The 14307-nt window shown below is 60.4% G+C and carries 18 protein-coding genes; all 18 read right to left on the reverse strand.

The window, feature by feature from the left end:
• Nucleotides 1-79: 79 nt before the first annotated feature.
• The 18 genes from AC097W_RS10690 to AC097W_RS10775 all read right to left on the reverse strand — a co-directional run bounded on the left by AC097W_RS10690 (nt 80) and on the right by AC097W_RS10775 (nt 14302).
• On the reverse strand, nt 80-535 hold the full coding sequence (locus AC097W_RS10690) for a lysozyme (protein WP_479602544.1): 456 nt from the start codon (nt 533-535) through the stop codon (nt 80-82).
• Nucleotides 532-1008 carry a hypothetical protein gene (locus tag AC097W_RS10695; protein WP_479602545.1) on the reverse strand — a complete coding sequence of 159 codons (477 nt, stop codon included), beginning with the start codon at nt 1006-1008 and terminating at the stop codon, nt 532-534. Before AC097W_RS10695 ends, AC097W_RS10690 begins: the two co-directional genes overlap by 4 nt.
• Nucleotides 1005-1298 (reverse strand): DUF6127 family protein, encoded by a 294-nt coding sequence (locus AC097W_RS10700; RefSeq protein ID WP_479602546.1) that lies wholly within the window; start codon nt 1296-1298, stop codon nt 1005-1007. Before AC097W_RS10700 ends, AC097W_RS10695 begins: the two co-directional genes overlap by 4 nt.
• Before the next feature lie 70 nt (nt 1299-1368).
• Nucleotides 1369-1719 (reverse strand): DUF2793 domain-containing protein, encoded by a 351-nt coding sequence (locus AC097W_RS10705; protein ID WP_479602547.1) that lies wholly within the window; start codon nt 1717-1719, stop codon nt 1369-1371.
• 11 nt (nt 1720-1730) lie between these two features.
• Nucleotides 1731-2327 (reverse strand): glycosyltransferase family protein, encoded by a 597-nt coding sequence (locus tag AC097W_RS10710; protein ID WP_479602548.1) that lies wholly within the window; start codon nt 2325-2327, stop codon nt 1731-1733.
• Between the two features lie 35 nt (nt 2328-2362).
• Nucleotides 2363-2965, reverse strand: coding sequence for a glycosyltransferase family protein (locus AC097W_RS10715; RefSeq protein ID WP_479602549.1), 603 nt, complete (start codon nt 2963-2965; stop codon nt 2363-2365).
• Nucleotides 2962-5235, reverse strand: a complete 2274-nt coding sequence (locus tag AC097W_RS10720) for a phage tail protein (RefSeq protein WP_479602550.1) — start codon at nt 5233-5235, stop codon at nt 2962-2964. Before AC097W_RS10720 ends, AC097W_RS10715 begins: the two co-directional genes overlap by 4 nt.
• A gap of 2 nt (nt 5236-5237) precedes the next feature.
• Nucleotides 5238-5480 (reverse strand): hypothetical protein, encoded by a 243-nt coding sequence (locus AC097W_RS10725; protein ID WP_479602551.1) that lies wholly within the window; start codon nt 5478-5480, stop codon nt 5238-5240.
• The gene (locus AC097W_RS10730; RefSeq protein WP_479602552.1) at nt 5477-5713 is read right to left on the reverse strand and encodes a hypothetical protein; all 237 of its coding nucleotides are present in this window, start codon (nt 5711-5713) and stop codon (nt 5477-5479) included. The genes AC097W_RS10725 and AC097W_RS10730 overlap by 4 nt, the downstream gene beginning before the upstream one ends.
• 24 nt (nt 5714-5737) lie before the next feature.
• Nucleotides 5738-6538, reverse strand: a complete 801-nt coding sequence (locus tag AC097W_RS10735; protein ID WP_479602553.1) for a phage BR0599 family protein — start codon at nt 6536-6538, stop codon at nt 5738-5740.
• A 2-nt stretch (nt 6539-6540) separates the two neighbouring features.
• Nucleotides 6541-8127, reverse strand: a complete 1587-nt coding sequence (locus AC097W_RS10740) for a hypothetical protein (protein ID WP_479602554.1) — start codon at nt 8125-8127, stop codon at nt 6541-6543.
• Nucleotides 8128-8157: 30 nt separating this feature from the next.
• A complete protein-coding gene (locus tag AC097W_RS10745) occupies nt 8158-9225 on the reverse strand; it encodes a hypothetical protein (protein WP_479602555.1) in 1068 nt (355 codons plus the stop codon).
• A gap of 3 nt (nt 9226-9228) precedes the next feature.
• Entirely contained in the window at nt 9229-11835 is a 2607-nt protein-coding gene (locus AC097W_RS10750) for a phage tail protein (protein ID WP_479602556.1), read from the reverse strand.
• On the reverse strand, nt 11835-12476 hold the full coding sequence (locus AC097W_RS10755) for a DUF6441 family protein (RefSeq protein WP_479602557.1): 642 nt from the start codon (nt 12474-12476) through the stop codon (nt 11835-11837). Before AC097W_RS10755 ends, AC097W_RS10750 begins: the two co-directional genes overlap by 1 nt.
• Nucleotides 12473-12628, reverse strand: coding sequence for a hypothetical protein (locus tag AC097W_RS10760; RefSeq protein WP_479602558.1), 156 nt, complete (start codon nt 12626-12628; stop codon nt 12473-12475). The genes AC097W_RS10755 and AC097W_RS10760 overlap by 4 nt, the downstream gene beginning before the upstream one ends.
• A 41-nt stretch (nt 12629-12669) precedes the next feature.
• Nucleotides 12670-13059 (reverse strand): hypothetical protein, encoded by a 390-nt coding sequence (locus AC097W_RS10765; protein ID WP_479602559.1) that lies wholly within the window; start codon nt 13057-13059, stop codon nt 12670-12672.
• An 8-nt stretch (nt 13060-13067) separates the two neighbouring features.
• Complete coding sequence (locus AC097W_RS10770) at nt 13068-13820, reverse strand: phage tail tube protein (protein ID WP_479602560.1); 753 nt, start codon at nt 13818-13820, stop codon at nt 13068-13070.
• A gap of 53 nt (nt 13821-13873) precedes the next feature.
• Complete coding sequence (locus AC097W_RS10775) at nt 13874-14302, reverse strand: hypothetical protein (RefSeq protein ID WP_479602561.1); 429 nt, start codon at nt 14300-14302, stop codon at nt 13874-13876.
• Between the last annotated feature and the right edge of the window lie 5 nt (nt 14303-14307).

A 14307-nucleotide genomic window follows, 5' to 3' on the forward strand; every position in this document is an offset into this window, starting at 1 on the left:
GCGACTGCACTGGGGGTATCGGCTTTGGGCGCCACTCACGCCGTGAAGTTGCGTCAATTTGGTGCGCGTTAAAGCGAAATCAACGTAGCAGCAAGGCCTCAGCCTGTCGGCGCAGCACCAGTCCAGGTAGCACTTTGCCGCCGCCATGCACCCATTTGGAGATTTCTTTCACCGCCCCTGGCCAATCCAAGAGATTCACCCTGCGGCGTAAAGTGGATGTCTGAAGTCGGCCAGCGCCAAGATTGAATGTGAAGTCCACGATCGCCGCGAGCCGATTGTCGGAAACGGTAGCGAGTATGGGGCAGTAGCGCAGGGTTGCTCTCAACGCTATTTCCAGGTCCGAAGCTAAGTACGCCTCCGCTTGGTCCCGAGTAATCTGCGGATGGTCGGCCGCGCAAAGATGCCCATACCCAATGGTCCAGAAACCTGCCGGGCAAACATAGGGATAGGCCCGATCTGGATCCAGCTTGGGCGTTCGATGAAACCCCTCGAATCGCTTGGACAGATCCACCGCGGCCTGCGGCACCTGCATCACCGACCGCCTTTGTCAAATACACGCCCCAGGAACCAAAAATTCAGCACTCCGGCCCACAGGGCTTGGTCCGCCTCACTCCACGCCTGCAGGGCCGCAGAGCCCCACCCGGCCCCACCGTACAGAGCAGCCGCGAAGGCAGCTGTCTTGGCCGCGCAGTACAAGGACATGAACCAGTAGGTGATGATGGGCCGAACACTGGCAGACAGCGCATCGACCCAGCGCACGCCCGTTTTCTCACCCTGGGTGCGTATAGCGTCCTTAATGGCATCGATGGCGCCGGTGTTCCAGGCAGCATCGGCACTGGCACCGATTTCTGCCATGCGCGAGGCGCCACGCAGCTTTTCGAACTCCAGCGCCTTGTCCTGCATCGCCAGCTCATGACCGCGCTCGCCATTTCGGTCCATCCATTTGAGAATCTCGGGAGCCAGACGGAAAGCGCCACCCAGCAACCCACCGAGTAATGTTTCAATCATTGGCCACCTCCAAACAACTTGAATTTAATCGCCGCGCCCGTCACCAATGCCAGCAATAAGCCCGTGGTGATAGCCTTTACAACCGTGCGCCACGCTGTGAGACGTGCCTCTCGCCATGCATCCAGCAGGTTGCGCAAAGCGCGGATGTCCCGCGCGGCGTCCTCACCATCAAGACCTACTTCGTGCAGTGCATGCAAAGCTCCCTTCTCTGCTGCTTGTTCCAACATGGCTGCAAACTCTTCCTGCGGCACTGTCACCATGCGCCGCCGCTCAACTTGTGTGGTTTCCATCGTTTTCCCTCCAGACATTAAAAAACCCGCCAATGGCGGGTCGGGTTGGGTTTATGGGTTTCCTACTCATTCAAATGGCAATGCCAGCGCTCCAGCCAGCCGCTTTGTAGGCACTCAGTACCGCCTCGTCTTCGATAAAGCAAAGCCATCCCAGCTTGGGCAGGTGGTACTCCCAGGCATCGCCAATGCGCACCGCAATCTGACCCGCTTTTCCAGCCCAGACGCCGGTAGCTCCGGTGGGAACGATGTAGCGGTCGCCGTTGACGGGGCTGGCTGGTGGTGTTGCAAGGCCTCGGTCTTTGACAGACAGTCCGACCACCGCCCCTAAGCGTTTGAGGTTGGCGTCCATGCCGGTATCCCAGCCGGATTCACCCAGCGTCCAGTTGTAGTTCAGTCCCAGATTGGGATCGGTCAGTGACATTGGTATCTCCTTTAGTTCGGTGCTGCCAACACGCGGCGGCAAATTTCAGCGTCGTCATAACCAGTGCGGCGATGGGCTTGGTTGGCGTGCTGTCGCCAGTAGCGACCCACGATGGGGAGGTGCAATACAGCACCGCGCTGGGCCAGCCTTTGCGTCAGCATCCAGATCTGGCAACCATGCATGGTCATTAGCAAAGGCTGCTCGCGTAAGACGGCTTCCCTTCGCATAACGATTAGGCCGTGTACGTGGCTTGCGCTGTTTGCGTGCTGCCAGCGGCTATAGGTATGGGGGCGTCGTTCATATCGCTTGCCCTGCGCATCCATGTGCGCCTCGTCGGTGTAAGCCATCAAGGCCTGTGGACAGGAATGCAGCGCGTCGGCGAGTTTCGCAAATGCACTGGCCTCGTACCGGTCATCGGGGTCCACGAAGGACACCAATGGCAATTCGCCACAGGCAAATCCCAGAGCTCTGGCTTGACCGATATGTCCAGGAATGCCAGGCAAGACGTGCAATTCAATGGGTGCTCCTTGCAGGCTCTGAATACATTCCTCTCGCCAATCGCTGGGCTCGTCCAGTGTCAGCAGGTGAACATCAATCCGGGGAGTCATAGCTGGTACACGCCTTTGCGACCTACAAACATTGACTAAACGCGAGTGCGCAGTTCCCGCCGGATCGCATCAATTTCTGCCTGGCCTGATTTCAGGTGGGCCTGGCGGGCATGCTGGCGCCAGTGGCGACCAATGATGGGCAGGTGCACCACGGGACTGGATCTGGTGATGCGCAAGGTCAGCATCCACTCGGCGTACACCTGCATAGTCGCAATGGAACTCAAATGCTCCTTTGCGGCACTTCGGCGATAGACCACCAGGCTGTGAACCAGGCTGGGTGAATGGGCATGGGCGTAGCGGCTGTAAGCAAGGTTTCGGACCGTCCTGTCTTCTGCCTGGGCATCCATGATGGTTTCGTCGGTATAGGCCAAGCCTGCGACAGAACTTTGATCAAGCGCATCGGCCAGTTGGGCGAACGCAGCGGGCTCATAGAGGTTGTCCGGATCGAGAATGACGGCATAGGGGCAACCTGCCTGGGCGAAATAGTGCGCCATATCGGCACCAATGGTGGTTCCCCGGTCCGTCGCAATCACGTTGAGGTTGATCTCTGCGCCGCGCAGGCTCTCCAGCGCAGCTCGCTGCCACTCTGGCGGTTCGTCCAGCGTCAGCATATAGGCATCAATGCGTATGTCACTCACACACCACCCCAGTACTGGCCATAGCGCAGGCCATAGCCTGCACGCTGTAATGCGCGGCGCTGCATCTGCCAGCTTTCCCAGGCATCGCGCACCGATTGGATTTCAACCGAGACGGTGTCGGCCAGGACTCCACCCTCTGCGGCAGCGGTGGCGACATCCCATGTGTAGTTCGTGCCCGCTGTGGCTGCACTGGTGTGAATCAGGGTGCCCGCTGAATTGCGCAGGTACAAGACATAGGTCGTGGCGGGCTCGGGGCCCACATTGCCAGCGTCCTGATGCACCAGATAGGCAGTTTGCTGCGTGCGGTCCCGATGGGCCCAACTGACGGTAAGGTCGCCAGCAACCACTGCCGGGTTGGCTGCGCCATTGATGCGCACCCGACCTGGTGGGTACGGCAGACCTTGGCGCCCCAGCAAATCTATGGGATTGGCGTTGTCCGCCGGATAAGCGGCACCTTGTTGGAAGCTGGTTTTGGGGATCATTGAGACGTACACGGATTCACCTGGTGCACGGTCTATGCCCTCGCTGGCGGCCCAGTCTCCGACAGCAACCAATCGGGTGCCTGCAGCGTGGGATTGCGGTGTGGTGTCCAACACGCCGCGTGCCAAATCGACCGTGGATCCGTTGAGATCGACAGCGAGTATCTCCACCGCCTCACGAATCTGGCTGCTGGCATCCACCAGGTAGCCATAGTCGCCCACTTTGATGCGGTCTACATGGATGGCGGCACTGAAAGGAACGCCTATGGCGTGCGACTCCAAAAGCGCCAAAGCGTCGGTCAAAGTGACCATGCCCGCATAGTCCGCCGTTGCCCGGCTTTGCAGATCCGCCGCTGCCATCCCTGTAGTGAGCTGCCAATTGAGTTGCGCGCTGCCCGCGTTGACCGCCAATGCACCAATCCAGGTATCGGTGTCATTCACATAGGCCATGTCCGAGCGGGACAGTCGCCGGGCGATTTCCCAATACGGCAACTCAAAGGCGAGCGCAAGGGCGGGAGCTGTGGGTACAGTGACCGGCGCTTGCCAGGCCTTAGGCTCATCGCGTACCGCAGTCGCATCGAGCCCAAATACGTCCTCCACCGCCTCGACCAGCAGTTCGGGTGCATCCAAGGTTCCTGCATCCACGCTGACCACGCGCACCACCATTTGCTCAATACCCAGTCGCGGCCAATACAGGTTGAACACATCTCCGGGTAATGGTTGGGCCGCAAGCGTGCTTCTGGACACACGCATGCTCAGGCGTGCCAGCGGAGTTCCCAGCGCACGCAAGTCCCGCATCGCAAGCCGGGCGGCCAGCGGTGCGTAGCTCACGCCGGGGTAGTCGCGCCTTTGGTTGATCACGCCACCTTGCAAATGGATGGCGGCCAAGTTTTCTGCGGCGACGGTGCGTTCTCCACCCGAATCCCAATCGGTATAAACCACCGTGATTTCATTGGGAAGTTCACCCCATTGAGCACGCTCAAAGCGGTCGAGTGACACGATCTCATCCGGCCCCAAAACCGGCAGTGACGCCGCCGAGTAATCAGCGCGCACGAGCTTAATTTCAAAGTATCCAGTCTGCGGATCGGTGTACAGGATTGCGCCCACATGGTCGAGCACTTGGGAGATGAATGTCTCGATGGGCTGCTGGCGGGTCCACAACAAATTCAACCCAAAGCCTTCGCTTTGAAATGTCCAAACTGCATTCCAAAAGCTCGACCCCAAGCTGCTATCGGGGTATCCCATGCCCCAATGCGGATTGGTCAGGCACTCTGCCAGGATTTGCGCCGGGTTCATACCCACGGTCACGGTGTCATTGCGCTCAGAGTCCCAAACGGTGACCTCTGCAGACATTGCCATCCAGTTGGACGTTCCCCAACCTTGGGTGAATCGCCGCACCCGAACCGCCCAGGGTTTGAGATAGGGATTGTTGGCTGCAAACAGAATGCGTCGTGCAACCAGACTGAGCACGCCCCGAAACGCGGGGATGAGTGCTCCCAGGTGTGCCTGCAAGTAGTCATTGGGTGCTTGGCTCGCCTGGCCTGACAGGACATCCACCACGCCCACCACACCGCCTTCACGTTCATCACCGCCGAACAGTTCCGGCTGATTGATGCCGATCTGCGAGAGGCCATACCCCACCGGCAGCGGTCCCTGATCGGCATCGCCCCACGCGGTGCGCTCACCAATGCGGATCTCTTGCACCGCATCCACCGGCCCATGGCACAGCACCAGATGCAGCCCGATGCTGTAGCGGTAGCCGACGGTCTTGGAACTTCCTCCACCACCCATGGCTAGGTCCTCTTGCCTTGTGCATAGACCACCACGCGCTCTGCCATGGCGTCACCCGTGGCCAGCAAATCGGCAGAGTCGAGCCCGTCGCGCAAGAAGGCTTTGAAGTCCAAGCCATGGCGCTCCATAAACGTGCGGGTGCCGCCCACGCAAAAGCCGAGTTCACGGGCGTCCTGGATCGTGACGCGCACAGGAGTGACTTCAGACAGGGATGGCATATCTGGGGCAGCAGGATGTGCGCTCATTTCTTGCCACCTCCCTTGCGGATGGGGTCGGTCGCCAAATCGCCGTACCAGACGACGTTGGCACCGGTGATCAGCACAGCACCAAAAACCACAGGGATGGGCCTACCCTCTTCCGCGGTAGGGACCTGAACATCGCTCAGGGCTGCAGGTTTGGGTGCAGGCGGTTTGGGGGCCAGCGCTGCGCTGATCAGGCTGGTAACCAGCAGTACGGCAAGATAGGTAAACGGTTCCATGGATTTGTGTTCTTCTCTTGGTTCTTAAAAGACACCGGCAGAAAACGGGTTCTTGGGCGGTATGCCCGGAAACCCACCAAAGTTGTTCAGGTTGTTGAACCGGGAGGTGCAAGTTGACGTGGTGTGGTCACAACCGGAGACCAAATCCACCACCTCACCGGTTTGAATACCGACGGGATAGAGCAGCTCCACTGAGAAGTCGTCGCTCGCACTGACCATGTGGCGCGCACCGCTGGCCAATTGCAGCCATCCACCTGCCATCGCATTCACCACAGCAGCCGGAACTCCACCCACCATGAACACCCGTCGTGCATCGACTGATTCCACGGTGGCAGTAGCACCAAGCTGGGATGCACCGCAAATCGTGGAATACAACACGTGCGAGCACTTGCGGCTGTAGAGCCGACGCAGTCCCACACGTTTGAGACTCACATGGGCACTTTCACAACGCAAGGTGGCTTCAATTTCCCCCACTTGCGCGCCCAACACCCTGCCCGTCCAACGTGTCCCCGCAATCGACCACCCAGAACCCCATGGATCTTTTTGGGCCACGCGCAGAATCAAGGTAATGACATCGCCGCCTGGCGCGGCTTGCATGGCGGCGCGCACGATGGGCAGATTGGATTGAACGTTGAGGTCGAGTGCTGACTTGGACGCCTCAGCGGTAAGTGCCAAACGGCTGCGAGCTATCTGTACCGATTCATAGACCCGGCCCGCCAAATCCAGTGCGAATTCGTGGGGTGTGTAGTACCAGGCCTCTTCGCCACGCGCAAACTCGTAGATTTCGGCTTCAATGACCGCAGGTACATTGGTATTCGCGTTCATATTTAGTATCCCCCGTAGTAGCTCATGCGGTCATTGCCCCGCGGCTCTGGCAGGGTCGCGAAGGACAGTGCGATCTCCACAATAGAGTCGGTGTGCCACGTCAAATCGATGGCGTCATGGGCCAAACGGCAGCGCTGCATGCGCACGATGCGCGCACCCCTCGTCACTAATTCATCCAAGGGGCTGCGCAGTACCAAGGCATGTGGCTCTCCGTATTGCACAGGCCCCGTCAACGCATACAAGACCGAACCATCCGGGTTGTAAATCGCACAGGCTGCCGGGCGATGCCAAAACGCAGCAAGGCCTGAGCCATCCACCACCAAATACCCGCTGTCGATGTCTGCATCGCTCTGGACAGTCAGGACAGGTGCAATCCCATCGGGCAACCAGAAACTTCCATACTGGCCTTGCGCCACCCACAAGCGCCGCATCCATTCGGCATACGCGTCCGTTCCTGTGACCAGGTACCTGCGCGCCAGGGTGAGATTGAGCACAGGGTCCGCACGCCTGATCCACGCATCTGACACGCTGCTGTCGAGCTGGTGCACGTCGGCACTGCTGCTTGCGCGTGGTGAATCGCGCCAATTGCCATCCGGCCAAATTGGAATAGCGTCCAAAAGGGTGTCTGCAGGGTAGTCCGGCAGCGTCAGGTCGTTCCATGGCCGGCGCTGAACCTGCAACACCGCCGCAACTTCACCATTGAAGACTCCCGGCACAAACTGCTCAGCACCCATGTCTTCAATGCATACCCCTTGCGTCAGGGGCACTACCAGGCTGCCCACCGGCGCACTGCGTGCCAGCGGCTCCATCAACCACAGTACACCGGGTTCTGTGGAGTCAACGCGCGCCAATTGCCAACCATCCGGTGCATCAATCCAGACCCAGCGATCGCTCAAATCCCAGCCGTACAGGCCCCACGAATCAACCGTTGCGTCCGCACGCAAGGGGCCAAACGCAGAAATTCGCCCATTCGGGTCATCCACCGTCAGCGTCCAGGCACCTTGCTCTGCAGCCTCCACCAATCGCACAGACGATTGCGGCTCCGGCCACCAGGCTTTTCTGGCCATGTGGTCTGCGAGCCAATCTGCTACCAGCGCATCTGATCGGCTACCGTTTCCAACCGAGTAGCGCAGACTGCGCCGGGGCAGCATGCGCAGGGCTTGTCGTTGCTCGTTTCCGCTCGCAACCCGCTGCACCGAGGTCTTCCACTCCAGCCGCTCCACCAAGGGCTGCGACCAGTCATGCCGAAAGGCGAAGACACCCACGCCATCTTCTGGTCCAGCCAAGTCACCAAAGGCGTCGTAGCCAGTGGCATTGATTCCTGACGAGGATGTTTCTTTGCGCAACACTTCAAGCCATAGTGTCTGTACTTCAGTCGCCACCATGGGAAGCGTGGCAACTTCGGCAACAAACTCCGCAGCACTCAGGTTCGGTGCGGCGATAGACGCTACTTCCAGTGGCTGTTGGCGCAGACTGGTGCGTGCAGCTGGACGCGTCGCACTCTCCAGGCGCTCCCCAACCAGCGCAGAGCGTGCGGCAGCCCGAGAAGCAACTTCAGTGCGGAGGTCCTGTACAACGGGTGCGGTCATGGGGATGGCGCTCCTAAGTGGGCTTCAGCACTACGCGGATTCGACACCGAATTCCGCTGAATTGAGCGTGGCCTCGGTCCAGACTGCCGCGCCGTTGGGATTGCGCTCAATCACCGCGGTGTTCCAGGCGGCCTGCTCTTGCAGGTTGATGGCTGCGGAGGTGGACGTACTGGCACCACTAACGGCCAAGGCTTTCATAGTCGTGGAGCCAGCGTCCGTCTTGCGTGCCAGGCTGGTCACCTGCACACCACAAATGGCCGGGGTGCTCATGGTGGGCAGCGCAGCGAACCCAAAACTTTGCCGCTGGCCAGCGGCCGTGGCGGTCAGGAGCGTTGCCTCGTCGTTGTCAGCAGCGATCTGCCACGGTGTGGCCCCGCTGGGCGTCGGCGAAAACTGGTTCAGCGTGCCTGCCTCGTTGGGCAGCAACAGATCCACGCGCACGTCACCCAGAAAGGTGTTGTTGATGGTGCCGCTGGTGTCGGCCATGTAGAAGTCATCGATATCCACCGCGGCCAGGGCCGCCTGGCTGGGCACCGCACCCAGGAACGCTGTGAGCAAGGGGCCAGCTCCGTACTGCGTGTTTTGACCGGTGAGGTTGATGGCAATGCTGCCGTTGAGTCGGACCTGTACGGTACCGGCGCCACTGGATTGGGTCAGCAAAAATTCCAGGTAATGCCAACCCCGGTGCGCTGCGGTGGACACCGAAGCCGACAGCAGCTGATCCCAGCCGTTGGTGCCATCGCGCCGGTACAGACGCAAGCGGGCATCGTCCCCGAGCTTGACCAAGTACAGCACCTGGGTGCTGGTGTCCCGAATACCCATGAGAACCGGCTCAATGCCACTGCCCGCATCAAAGGGGCTGACGCGAATAGCAGCGCCGACAAGCATGCTGGTCACACCCACGTCCAGATTCTTGACATAGCCACCGCCATTGCCCTGGGGCAAACGCAATGCCCAGGATGCGGGGCGGCGCCCGGCAATGCGGGTGGCGTAGCGGCTGAGGTACGCGGCCTTACCCCGGGCCAGTAGTGGATCTCCCAAAGCGTCCAACGTTTGTGGGTCGTAATGGTCAAACCCATCGATAAATAGCAGTGCCATGGTTCAGTTTCCCAATGCGGCGCGAATCGCGCGTGAGTTGCGTCCAATGACGTTGACGATGACCCGCTCCCCCGCTGGGGTCTGCAGCTGGTCGTGAATGAGACCGGGATCGACGGAATTGACAATGCGCACAGACTGATTCACCTGAGCCTGAGCCGCAGCCTGTGGTACCAGCCCACCATCCGCAAAAGCCAGGCGGCCCTGGTGAACCCGCGGACCCCGCGCCATGCCGTTGATCGACTCCAGCAGCCCAACGCCCACGCGACGCACAGCGGCCGCCCGCACCACGTACTCTCCGGCCGACAGCCGCGCAGGAATAGAGTCCGACGTAGAGGTACCTGGTCCACTGACATAGCCACCGCGCGCAAAGCCTGCGGCAAACAAGGCAGAGACAAAGCCACCTAGCCCACCACCGCCCGCACCACCAGCACCCGCGCCACCACCTCCCGCCGTAGAAAACAGCGACTGCGCCAGCTTCTGCGCCGCGATCTGCGCAATCGCCTGCAAGACCGATCGGGCGAACTGGTTGAAAGCCTCGCTGGCGGTCGCAGCACCAGTGGCCAGCGACTCGAACATCTGCTCAAAAGCCCCTTCCACCTTGGTGTTGATGGCCACTGCCACGTCATCCACCACCAAGCGGGTGCGCTGCAGTTCGTTGCGCCAAGCTGCCAAACGCGCCACTGCCTCGGGGCCAATGGCCGTTGCTGCTTTCTCCATGGTGGGAAGCAGGCGTTCCATCTCGGCCGCCGATTGCTTTTGCACATCGACCAGCTGAGTGCGTGCCTGCGATTCGGACAACAGACCGGACTGCTGCTGCACCCGGATACTGTCCTGGGCATTGCGCAGACGCTCAGTCACCAGCTTCCACTCGGCTTCCACCTCGTTCAGATTGGCCTGGGCCGCTTTGACATCGATCAGCCGATCGACCAGAGACACCCCCTGCGTATCGCCTTGGGCATTCAACCGCGCCTTGAGATCAGCGAACTGGCGCTCCACCGCAGCGCGGCGGTCACCATCGGTTCCAGTGTTGGTGATTTGCAGGAACTCATCGCGTACACGGGCCAGCGCGTCAGCGAGTTCTTTTTCGGCCTTGGCTGCCGCGTAGGCATTGACCACTTCGCTCTCAGCACGTTGCAGATTGAGGACCTTGATTTCGCCCTCGAGCTTCTTGACCTCGGCTTTAGCGCGCAAGCGCTGGACTTCGTCCTTGCCATTGGTCGCCACCGCGGATTGGGAGTTGAGTTCTTCCTGGCGGGCGCGAATCTCCTGGTCAATCGACTGCTGCTCCACCCGCTGCTTGCGCGCGTAGTAGTCCTTGATGGAAATCAGCCGGTCTTCCAGCGACCGGTCCAAAGCCGCCTTCTGCAAATCGAAGCCTTGCTTAAGCAGCTTGAATTCCGCTTCGGCCTGCGCCTTGATGACCGCTAACTTGGCACCAGTGGTGTCCTGGTCAGTCGGTCCTTTGCCGGTTTCGCGTTTGACGCACTGGCCACCCACCCATTGGCCACCTGAGACCACGCAGGCAATGCGTTGCATGTCGTCGGTGGGCTTACCCTCGGGCTTTTTGGCCTCTGGGCGGTTGGACTCGGTCAGCGACTTCAGGCGCCCTTGGGCCGCCGCCAGTTCGCCTTCCCATTGACCCAGGTTCTTGCGCAAGGTTGCCAGGGCCTGGTCGTTGAACTTGATGTCGAAGGGCAGGAATGGTATGGGTGCCTTGCCACTTTGCAATTTTTGGCGGGCGCCCTCGACCAATTCCTGCAGGCGCTTGATCTCGCCCTGGGCCTGGCTGACCTCGGTGCCGTTGAAGATCAGATTGCCCACGCCCCCAAGGCCAACCCACAGCGCATTGAGCTTGCCGCCCTCCGCCACGGCTTCACGCATGGCATTGCTGATGTTGATCAGCTCCGGCAGAAATTCGCGCGACAGGGATATTCCGAGTGCCGAAGAGGATGCCTTGAGGGCAGTCAGGTTGTCATTGAAGACTTCAGCAGATTGGGCGGTTTCGGTACTGAGCTTGAGGCCCAGGCGCTCGGCCTCCGCTGTCAGCTGGTTGATGCCAGCCGCACCCTGGTTCAGGAATGGAATCATCTCCATCCCGCTCTTGCCGAAGAGCTTGACGGCCAGGGAGGTCTTGACGGCGCCGTCTTCCAGGTTGGCAAAGACATTCGCCACCTGCAGCAGCACGTCCTGGGTGGACTTCATGCTGCCATCGGCATTTTTCACAGAGATGCCCAAGGCATCAAAGACCACCGCCCCATCGCCAATGCCGGTGTTGGCCTCGGTCATCAGTTGCGACAGTCCCTTGATACCCTTTTGCAAAGTCTCTAGGCTCACATCCGAGAGCTGGGCCGCAAAGCGCAGAGTCGACAGGGCCTCGACTGAAATGCCAATCTTCTGCGACAGCTTATTGAGCTCGTCGGCGGTGTCGATGGCCTGTTTGATCATCGCCACAAAACCCACTGCCGACAGGGACACGCCCAGACCCGCCAACAACCCCTTGACCCGATCGGATTGGTCTCCCAGCTTGGCCAGGTTGTCTCGGACCGAGTTGAAGGCGTCGCGGGTCTGGTCCACCGCCGTGATCAGGATCTGCGCACGGTTGTTGGCCATCAGGTTTTCTCCAAGGCGTTTTCAATGGCTTGGGCTAGACCGGGCAAGCTGCTTTGCACCGCATCCACCAAACCCAATCGGCGCTTGAGGTTGACTCGCTTGACCAAAATCGCGATGGGCACCTCCTGCCCGCGCTTGATCTTCTTAGTCCCCGTGCGCCCGCGCTCTGCCTTTTTGAAGCGGGAGAGTTGTCTGCTGTTCTCCTGAATGTTCTCGGCCATCAAAATAACCTTCCCGCCCTTCTTGATGAAGAAGGCATTGCCCGAGCGCATCAAGGCGTCGACGATCTGGGCGAATTTCTTCGGACCCATTCGGTTGGGCACCAGCGGAATCAGCATGTTCCCGGTCACCGTGCCCCCGGTCTCATGCAAACCCAGCCAAGGGATGCGGCTGCCTACCAAAAGGGAAGGAAGCCGTGTAGGTTTCTTATCCAGGACCTTGGCCTGCATGGAGTTCACAAACCCGGACCGAGCGACTTTGAAGGCCGCGCGCATGCGGGCACGCGCCGCGTCACGGACCTCCGCGCCACCGTACTTCATGCCCTGGGCAACGGCCGTTCGAATGGCCCTTTTGCGCTCCGAGGTCCAGGCGGCCAAGGTCCCCGGATCCAGCAGTCCGGTCTGGGTCAAAGAAAGCTTCATGGGGGTTCTGGGGTATGGGTGATATCGCGGCGCAAGCGGTCCATCGCCGCCTTGTCGCCCTGCGCGGCCACCGCATGCAGGGTTAACTGGTTGGCCAGGTTTTCGCGTTCCAGGCGCTGGTGGGCTTCAAGAAACGCGTGCACCTGGCGCACGGTGTAGTGCAGGATGTCGCTGTAGCGGTGGCCACAACGAATCAGCTGGGCAAGGGCGTCGTCCCAAGCGAGGCGGTGACGGTCCGAACCTTGAGCGCGGCCTGTTGAATGGCCGGAGCGACCCGGCGCACGAAAAAATCCGCATTCACCTCAAACACCGCCTCCGCCAGACGCACCGCATCGTCGAGCTGCAGTGACTCCACCCAGACCAGGTCGCTGCGTGCGGCCAGAGCCACGGCTTTGAGCAGTGCCCGACCATGCACCGCCATCAAGGACAGCCAGTCCGGGTCTTCAGAAAAGACTTCGGAAATGGGCTGCACTGCAGCTAGGAATTGCGGCAGCTCACCCACCCGCAAGGGCGTGATTTCTACCGTAGTACCAGCCACAGTCAGCAGATGCGGCGCCATTGGCAAGGTGTCCATTTGTTCCATGGCGCACATCACAGCAGAACGAGACGACCAAACTGACCCAGATCGCTACCGATCGGCTTGGTCAGATCGGCCAACACCTGGCCAGAGAGTTCGAACTTGAGCAGTTCTTCGGTGATCACCGAAAGTTCCTTGGCCGGGTTGATGGCCACGCGGTACAGGTCAATCACCACTTCACGGTTCCCGTCGGCTGTGTTGAGCCCTTCAAAACGCACCCAGCGTTCGGGCAGGGCCTGGGTGAACATGGCGGTGCTGCTGGAGGCCCCATAGGCGTAGTCCACGGTGAAGGGCTCCACATACGGCCCGCCATTGGTGGCATCCAGGAATACCAGAGAGCCGTGCTTTCCATTGACCGTGTACTGATCATCCGGCAGAACCTTCGGCGTCGCACTGGAGTCGCTGACCACCACGGTACTCACGTTCTGCTTTGCCAGCAGATAGAGGTCCCCCGGTATCAGGGGATTGGGCATCAGCTCCTCGGTCACCGTGCCTGCGGTCATCACGGTGGTGTGACCGTACAAGGCCAAACCCAGATTGACCTGGATGAGTTCTTCCAAGGTGCAGGAGAACTCACCCTTCTTGGTTTTGATGAGCTGCAAGTCGACTAGTCGCTGGCCACTGACCGATTCTTGGTGCTCCATGGTTTCCACCGACAGGGCGACCTTGAGTTCGGGCACATTGCCCACGTACTTGAGTCCTTGGGGCTCGCCGAGCAACGAGCGCTCACCGATCCAGACACGGCCTTGGCCAGAAAAATAGGGCATGGTTGGTTTCCTTGGGTTGGGTTAATTGGGAGGATGGGGGCCACCGATCGGGATCAGCCGATCTGGGTGAGGTCGGCTACCAAGGTGCGGTAACGGATCTCGTAGCGGGCGGGTAAGGCCAACGATCCGGCGTCCAGGTCATCGGTATCCCAATCGGCCTCGACTTCGCGGATACCGAGCGACAGTCCCTCTAGGTTGGGGGCCTGCATCAGGGCCGCGTGGGCAAGGACCAGCGCACTGTCCGCTGCTTCAGCAGCCGAGGGTCCTTGGGCCACCACCGTTAGCCGGATGCGCAGGCTGCGGTCCGCCACCGCATTGGCATGGGCATCGATACCGTCGCCATCCAGCGTGAGCAGCACCGTCACACCGGCATCGCGCGTGACAGGAACCGTCGGTGGACGGATCACGGGTACCGGTGCTACCGCCACCGTGACGCGCTGGTGCACCGCACGCACGATGCGTTCACGTACCGAGAGCGTCATACGGG

Source organism: Rhodoferax sp. GT1R46 (assembly GCF_056521285.1).